Genomic DNA, 8,233 nt, shown 5'->3' with positions numbered 1-8,233 from the left:
CACCCTACCATTCGCGCACTGCGTCATGCTCGTTTCTCCAACGGGCGTGCGATCACCGCCCGGCCTCCAAGAAGGCCTGGGCAGGACCAGACACGCCCCACCCGGCCAACCTGAGGGGTCGGCTCATGGCCAGACCCCCGCAGGTGGGTGGGATGGGGGCTCAGCGGAACTCGGAATTGTTGCCCAGCGAGGGGCCGCTGAAGCCCCCGGCCTCCGGCGCGCCCTTGGGCGCCTGCTGCTGGCGAGCCTCGGCCGCGTAGCGGTTGAGCTTGTTGTAGAGCGTCTTCTCGCTCACCCCGAGGATCTCCGCCGTGCGGGCCTTGTTGTTCCCGTTACGCTGGAGGCTGCCGAGGATGTACTCGCGCTCCACCGCGTCGAGCGACAGGCCGTAGGGCAGGCGGAAGGTGTGGCGCTCGGGGCTCTTGCCCGCCATGTCGGGGGGCAGGTGCTCGCGCATGATGAGTTCGCCATCGCAGAGGATGACGGCGCGCTCCACCGCGTTGCGCAGCTCGCGGATGTTGCCCGGCCACTCGTGGTTCTTGAGGACCTCCATGGCGTCCGGGTGCACGCCCGTCAGGCGCTTGGCCGAGTCCCCACGGAACTTCTCCACGAAGTGCTGCACCAGGATGGGCACGTCCTCGCGCCGGTCGCGCAGGGGCGGCAGGTGGATCTGGAAGACGTTGAGGCGGAAGTAGAGATCCTCACGGAAGCGCTTGGCCTCGATCTCCTTCTTGAGGTCGCGGTTGGTGGCGCACAGCACGCGCACGTCCACCTCGATCTCCACCTTGCCGCCGAGCCGCCGCAGGCGGCCCTCCTCCAGCACGCGCAGCAGCTTGGCCTGGAGCTCGATGGGGATTTCCCCGAGCTCGTCCAGGAAGAGCGTGCCGCCGTGGGCCAGCTCGAAGACGCCGGGCCGGCGCTGATCCGCACCGGTGAAGGAGCCCTTCTCGTGACCGAAGATCTCCGACTCGATGAGGGTGGCGGGGATGGAGGCGCAGTTGATGGCGACGAAGGCCTTGTCGCGCCGCTGCGAGAGGTTGTGGATGGAGCGCGCCACCACCTCCTTGCCCGTGCCGGACTCGCCGGAGATGGCCACGCTCGCCTTGGAGGGAGCCACCTTCTCGATGAGCTCGAACACCTTGCGCATGCCGGTGGACTGGCCGATGAAGTCCGTGGAGCCCAGCTGCTTGAGGCGCCGGCGCAGGCCCTGCACCTCGCGCATCGTCTCCTTCTTCTCCAGCGCCCGGTCGATGCAGACCTTCAGCCGCGCGGTGTCGAGCGGCTTGACGATGAAGTCATAGGCGCCCTCGCGGATGGCGGCCACCGCGGCGTCGATGGTGCCGTGACCCGTGAGGAGCACCACCGGGCAATCCGGCAGCTCGTCCCGCAGGGTCCTCAGCAGCCCCAACCCATCCGTCTCCGGCATGGCGAGATCCGACAGGACCACGTCCGGCCGGAACTCACTTGCCTTGCGCAGTGCATCGTGCGCGTCGAACGCGGTCTCCACCTTGTGGCCCCACGCGGTCAACATCTCCGCGAGTGCCTCACACGTATCGCGCTCATCGTCCACTGCCAGAATTCGCGCGCTGCCCACGGGAGTACCTCCAGACATCAGACAACCTTGATGAAGAACGTGATGAAGAACTTGTCGCGAAGCCCACGTACTGGATCAGCCGAGCGGGAAAGTCAGCCGGCACAGGCCCGCTTGCATCCGTAGATCCACCCCGAGCTGCGCACACCGCAGTTCCAGGGCCGCCACCACCTCGGGGGCGTTCTCCGCAGGGGAAGGGGTGGCATCCACCACCTCCAGCACGGCCCGCGTCTCCTCCGTACGCACCGACACCGTCACCTCGGCGCCCGCCTCCGAGCGCCCGTAGGCCCTCATCAGCGCCTGCACCACCAGGAAGGGCAGCTCGCCCGTGTCCGACAGGCGCGCCCGTACCCCGGCGGTCACCGAGGGGCGCACCTGAAGGCGCCGCTTGCGGCTCTCGTGCGCCAGCACTTCCAGGGCGCGCGTCACCGTCTCGGAGAGTTCCACGTCGCCCGGGGCGCCCGCGCGGCTCACGATGAACTCGGAGAAGCGCCGCAGGATGGCGTCCACACGCTGGATCTGATCGCGCATGGACTTGAGGTTCTTCTCCTGGGAGGGAGGCACCTGTCCGGTGTCGCCCTTGAGCTTCTCGGAGAGCACCTCGAGGTGGATGGACAGCGCATTCAGGGGGTTGCGCACATCGTGCAGGAGGCTGTCCATGAGGGTGGGCACCGCGCCGTAGCGTGCGGCATCCACCACTGGATCGGCCCCTTCGCGCACCGAGGGCGCACTGCTGCTCGCAGCCGTGGAGGTAATCACGAAAGCTCCTAAGAGGTTGACTGGCGCCCTATCCACCCGCCGCCCTGTCGCTGCGAGGATTTAGGGAGCCCGTCAGATACCGTCAACCCTGGGGCGGTAATTCTTGCCGGCTGCGACGAATTCCCACAGCCAAGCGTTCGTGTTTCATCCGTTCAGATGTCGATCATCGGACGCTTCACTCGTACTAAAGGCCGAGTCCACGCGCAGTTCGTGAACTGGCCGACAGGGTGCGGCGATGCTCAGCGCTCGCTTGCCGGCTGCTGCTCGGGACCGGGACCGACGAGCTCGATCTCCAGCCGGGCCGCGTACTCGAAGATGCGCGGATCACGGTAGAACTCGCCGTAGACGATGCGACGCACGCCCGAGTTGGCGATCAGCTTGAAGCACGGCCAGCACGGGCTGGCGGTGGTGTAGAGCGTTGTGGGTTTCTCTCGCTCACTGTCGATGCGCACGCCGTTCTTGGCCGCCTGGATGATGGCGTTGGCCTCGGCGTGGACGGTGGCCACGCAGTGGCCGTTCTCCATCATGTGACCCACGTCGTCACAGTGGGGCAGGCCCCGGATGGAGCCGTTGTAGCCCGTGGAGAGAATGGTCCTGTCACGCACCAGCATCGCGCCCACGTGCTTCCTGTCGCACGTGGCGCGGCTGGCCACCTGGCGCGCGATGTCCATGAAGTATTGATCCCAGGAGTTCCGGTTGCTCATGTGTGCCTCCCACCTCGGTCCGTACCGTTCGTTACCGTGGAGGGAGGCGCTGTCGAATTTCCGGCCGGAACCCCGGGGGGGCAACTATCGGCTGGCGGTCTGCGCGCCGCTGGCGCCCGTCTCCGAGCCCTTCGCCCCCGTGCCGATCAGCCGGGAGAAGCCGTGCTGCTGGAGGAACTGGCGCACCTTGGAAGTGGGAGCGGCGAAGGTCTCCCCCGGCATGGGCACGTCGAAGCTGAAGTTCTGCTCGGCCACGGCGAAGCCCACCTTGGCGGTGCGGTAGCCCTCGACGATGGCGAGCAGCTTGCCGGACTCCAGGCTGAAGATGCCGCCGCCCGAGGCGCCATAGCCGATGGCCGCGTCCGTCTTCAGCATGCGGGGCTGCTTGCTCTCCTTGTCCCACTCCACATGGGACACCATGCCCCCGGAGAGCGACAGGGCCCGGCCGAAGGGCGAGGCGGCCACCACCACGTCATCCCCGAGCTCCAGCTCCATGTCCGTGGCGAGCTGCGCGGGCGCCAGCGGCAGGCCGGGGACCTTGAGCAGTGCCAGGTCCATGTCGGGCACCGCGCCCGTGGCCACCACCTGCCCCATGTACTCGGTGGAGTCGGCGCGCTCGTCCACGATGACGACGAGGCGCGGGTCCTTGAGATCGTCCATCTCCACCGCGTGCGCGTTGGTGAGCACGTAGCTGACGAGCCCCTCGGGGGTCTTCTCGTTGCCGATGACCACGCCCGAGGCCGTCCGCCGCGCCTTGCCGCCCTCGTGGATGGCGAGCCGCACGTTGTGCGGAAGGATCCGCTTCACCAGCTCCTTGCGCGAGGGCCGCGGCGCCTGGGCGCCCGCGGACTGCATCACCACCGGAGCGCCCGCCCCACCCATCTCCGGGTTCGCGGAGGCGACGGGTGGGTTGGGCGAGGCGGCGCAGGACAGGAGGGCGAAGAGGGCGGAACCGCCCAGGGCGAAACGGGTCATCGACGCTCCGAATCAGGGGAGGAGGAAGGGACGAGTTCCTTCAACCAGGAATGAGTCCCCATCTTCCCCTTGCTACGCCCTTTTCGGAAAGCACCACGCCCAGGGAGGGCCCGTCCGCCCGGCTGCTTCCATCGGCTCAGCCGTAGCGCTTCTTCATCAGGAAGAGGATGGCGTCCTTGGCGCAGTGCTCGCAGTAGCCGTAGCGCTCGTGCATCGTCTTGAGGGTGCTCTCCACCTGGGTCTGCTCGCGCGAGGACAGCGTGCCGCGCTCCTCGGAGAGGTACTTGAGGATGTTCTCCTTGTTGCGGCGCAGCACCCGCTTGCGCTCCTCGAAGTAGTGGTCGCGCAGGCGGCGGAAGAGGTCCGGGAAGATGCGCGGGTAGTCCATCTCCGCGTCCGGGTTGTCCAGCTTGTGCGCGCCGATCTGCGAGATGAGCCCCCGGCGGAACTCGCCCGAGTCCTCGCCTCGCGGCATGACGATGGCCTCCAGTTCCGTCATGCGCTGCTCGTCGGGGCGCTCCATGGTGCCGGTGATCCGGTTGCGGATCTTCTCGCCCTTCACCCAGTGGCTGACGTTGTAGACGTAGCGCTCCACCAGCTCGCGGTACTGGCCCTCGGAGACGAGCCCCATGGACTCGCGCACCTCCTCGTCCACCTTGTCGAGGTACTCGGCCTCCACCGCGCGCACGAACTCCTCATGGTCGTGGTAGCCGTCCACCACCTCCTGGAGGAGGAACTCGTAGACGCTCTTGTCCTTGCAGATGGCCTCGAGCTCCTCGAGCACCGCCAGCCCGTTGAGGCACTTGTAGTCGGGGTTCTGCGCCGCGTTGAAGAGCGCGGTCTTGATCTCCCGGGCACTCGCGCCGCTACGGCCCTCGTAGTTGGGGTAGGCGTCGGACTCCTCGTACATGTCCGTGCGCAGCTTGCGCAGCTCCTTGCTGTGCGACTGGCTGAGCCGATCCGGTGAGACGCCCTCCTCGTAGAGGTGCATCTTCTCCACCGGCGTCACCTGATCCACCAGCTCCTTCACCTCGGCGTGGTAGCGGTCGGGGATGGGCTTCTTGAGGCGGGTGAGCACCGCCCACATGGCGGCCACCTCGGTGGCGTGCGGGGCCACGTGCTTGCCCACCGTCGTGGGGGTGATCTGCGCATCGTAGATCTGCTGCTCCACCTGGAAGCGGCGCAGGTAGGGCACGCGCACCAGCTCGATGCGGCCCTTGAAGGAGGCGAAGTCCGGCAGTTCCTTGAAGGCGCCCAGGTGCTTCTCGTTGGACGAGGCGATGAGCACCTCGTCGAGCTGAAGCACGAAGTGCTCGAGCGGCACCTGGGACGTCTCGCTGAAGCCCAGCAGGTACTTGAAGGCCTCCAGTGGGCGCTTGAGCAGATCCGAGTACTCGATGATGCCGCGGTTGGCGTGGACGAGCGGGCCGTGGGGCTCGAAGAGGGCCACGTTGTGGAGCGCGGGCGGGACATTGAGCTGGGTGCGGTCCGCCGTCACCTGCTGGTACATGGCGTCCACGCTCATCTGCGGCTCCACCGTCACCGTGCCCACCTGGTAGCGGCGCGAGATGTAGAAGCGCTCCACGCGCACGTGGCGCAGTACCTGGAGGTAGTCGCCCTTGTAGTTGGCCAGCAGCGCCGTGTAGATGCTGCGGCACTTGTGGCACATCTCTCCGCCGACCATGTAGTCGGAGAGGATGAAGTCGCTGTCACCCTGCCCGTCCCCGTTGCCCAGGCCCTTCTTCTTCAGCGCGCCCTCCAGCAGGCGCTGGCGCTCGGTGGCCGGAACGACGAAGAGCGGATGATCCCGCAGCTCGCAGGGGATGCGCACGTCGATGGACTCGGCGTCCAGGTGCGCGTAGCTGGTGAGCTCCCCTCCGGGGCCCGTGGGCGAGGCGGCGGCCGCCGCCGCGCGCTCACCTCCGAAGCCGATGGAGCCCTTGACGAGCTTCTCCGAGGGGAAGATCCAGCTGATGCGGTAGAGCGCCCCCTGGGGCTGGCGCGAGTAGTCCTCCATGCCGGCCTTGAGCGCGTTGACGAGCGTGGACTTCGCGCTGCCGTTGGGCCCGTGCAGCATGATGAGCTTGTTGATGCGGCCCGCGCGCGTGAAGTTGCCGAGCAACCGGTAGATGGCGTTCTGGACCTCCTCCTGGCCCGCGACCCGACCATCCCGATCGCTGGAGGGGACGTCGAAGACCTTGAAGCGGCGGATCTTCCCGGTGGGGTGCGCCACCTGCTCGGTGCCGTAGTGGTCCATCACATCGCGCAGGTACTGAGCGGCGTTGCGCGACTGCCCCCGGGGATCGCTCATGAAGAGCGCGAGGTATTCCTCGAACGAGAGGATGGAGCGGTTCTTGACGAAGTCGTCGGACACCTGGGCGCCCACTTCCTGCAGGTATCGCTTGGCTTCCACGGGATGACTCCTCTGTGCTGTAGTTCAGGAACCCACTAACCACGCCGGCGGGTGGCCGCCATGATGCGCGGCGCCCCCCGGAACTTTCCCCTCGGTGCGCGGGATGTCCAGGGCTCTTGTTTCCGTTGTGTTCTTGGCAGTGCTCTCCGCCTGCCCGCCCACCTCCACGACGCCCTGCGACACGGACGCCGACTGTCCCGCGGGACGGTGCCGCTACGGCGGATGCGGACCGGTATGTCTGGAGGACGCCGAGTGTGGTGGCGGACAGGTGTGCACGGCGGGCACCTGTGCCCCTCGTCCCGAGTGCGCCCAGGCCGCCGACTGCGCCGAGGGCTTCGCCTGCACCACGGGCCGCTGCCTGTGCACCGCGGACTCGGCCTGTGCCTCCAACCAGTTGTGCAACAACGGCCGCTGTGTGACGCGCTCCGCGTGCACCTCGGACGAAGGCTGTCCGACCGGCCAGCGCTGCGAGCCGCTCCAGGGCGTGTGCAACCCTCCGTGTACGCAGGCCTCGGACTGCGCGCCCGGGGTGGATCCGCGCGTGGCCTCCCTGCTCTACCTCTGCCGGAGTGGCGCGTGCCTGCGGCAGTGCGTGAACGACCAGACGTGCGGCGCGGGCTTCATCTGCGAGGCCGGCACCTGCGCCCGCGCCGGCTGCACCACGAAGGCGGATTGCCCCTCGGGCCAGTACTGCACCAGCGCGACCGCGGGTCGCTGCCTCGAGTACCAGACCTGCGCCTCCAACGCCGAGTGCGGCCCCAACACCGAGTGCCGGGCGTTCACGTCGAGCACCTGCCCGCCGGGCTTCGAGTGCGCGACGAAGATCTGCCAGGAATTGCCGCGATGCCTCCTGGATACGGAGTGCTCCGCCACCGCCTACTGCCGGGACGGGCACTGCCAGCCCACGAGCGCATGCACGGAGGGCACCGCATGTCCCTCGGGCCTCACGTGTGTGGCGGGCCGGTGCATGCCGGGGGGCTGCCGGGGCCACGCGGACTGCGCCTCGGGCGAGGCGTGCACGGACGGCGCCTGTCGCCCCGCGCCCCCGGCGGCGAACATCCGCTCCCTCGCGCTCTCTCCCAAGACGAGCACGCTCGTGGTGGGAGACACCCTGCGACTCTCGCTCGTGGCCTACACGCTGGAGGGCGCCAGCTTCCCGCTGGCCCAGGGAACCTTCTCGGCGCTGGACGCGAGCGGGGCCCCCAGCGAGGCGTTGACGGTGTCCTCCTCGGGCCTGGTGACGGCCGTGGCCGCCGGGACGGTGCGCGTGCAGGCGCGAGCCACGGGAGCCTCGGTCACGCCCCAGGAGACCACCCTCCTCGTCCTGCCCGCGCTGGAGTCGGGCCGACGGGTCACCGTGGTGGACATGGCCTCCCGCCGTCCGCTCACGGGAGTGGAGGTGCTCGGCTGTGATGGGCCTCCCGCTTCGGGCCCCTGCCCCGCTCCCCTCACGGTGACGACGGACGCGCGCGGCGTTGCCCTCTTCCCCGACTTCGTCGGCGCCACCGCCAGCTTCTCCGTCGCCTCGACCGAGCTGCGCACGGATGGGCTCGCCCGCTACGACCGCGTCTCCGTCGCCGCCACCTCCGCGCGCGACGTGCTGCTGCCAGTCTCGGAGAACCCCGTCCACGGCGCCGCCGGCTTCAACGCGGGCATCAGCTTCAACGAGGTCCACACCTCCGGCGAACTCTCGCTCGGCTTCTCCGTGCTGTCCTCGGGAGATCCGATGTCGGTGGACCTCACCAACCTCTTCGGGGAGACCTTCCTCGTGTCCGTCCCCGGCTTCCCCCA

The 8,233-nt window shown here is 68.4% G+C and carries 5 protein-coding genes and 1 pseudogene; 1 reads left to right on the top strand and 5 read right to left on the bottom strand.

Features of this window, described 5'->3' with window-relative positions:
* Positions 1–160 precede the first annotated feature (160 nt).
* From nla6 to VF794_RS31520, 5 genes are all read right to left on the bottom strand, one after another.
* The gene (nla6, locus tag VF794_RS31540) at positions 161–1,594 is read right to left on the bottom strand and encodes an enhancer binding protein Nla6 (RefSeq protein WP_331116824.1); all 1,434 of its coding nucleotides are present in this window, start codon (positions 1,592–1,594) and stop codon (positions 161–163) included.
* A gap of 75 nt (positions 1,595–1,669) precedes the next feature.
* Positions 1,670–2,350 (bottom strand): histidine kinase dimerization/phospho-acceptor domain-containing protein, encoded by a 681-nt coding sequence (locus VF794_RS31535; RefSeq protein WP_331116823.1) that lies wholly within the window; start codon positions 2,348–2,350, stop codon positions 1,670–1,672.
* Positions 2,351–2,589: 239 nt separating this feature from the next.
* Complete coding sequence (locus VF794_RS31530) at positions 2,590–3,054, bottom strand: cytidine/deoxycytidylate deaminase family protein (RefSeq protein ID WP_331116822.1); 465 nt, start codon at positions 3,052–3,054, stop codon at positions 2,590–2,592.
* Positions 3,055–3,138: 84 nt separating this feature from the next.
* Positions 3,139–4,029: a serine protease gene (locus VF794_RS31525; RefSeq protein WP_331116821.1), complete on the bottom strand. Its 891-nt coding sequence runs from the start codon at positions 4,027–4,029 to the stop codon at positions 3,139–3,141.
* A gap of 136 nt (positions 4,030–4,165) precedes the next feature.
* On the bottom strand, positions 4,166–6,442 hold the full coding sequence (locus VF794_RS31520; RefSeq protein WP_331116820.1) for a serine protein kinase PrkA: 2,277 nt from the start codon (positions 6,440–6,442) through the stop codon (positions 4,166–4,168).
* A gap of 133 nt (positions 6,443–6,575) precedes the next feature.
* On the opposite strand from VF794_RS31520, the pseudogene VF794_RS31515 reads away from it, so the two are divergent.
* Positions 6,576–8,233 (top strand): annotated as a pseudogene (locus VF794_RS31515) (hypothetical protein); the annotation flags it as partial.

This window comes from Archangium sp. (genome assembly GCF_036389735.1).
Taxonomy (GTDB): Bacteria; Myxococcota; Myxococcia; order Myxococcales; family Myxococcaceae; genus Archangium.
Note: the sequence above shows the minus strand (reverse complement) of the source record. Positions and strands in the feature narration are given on the sequence as shown.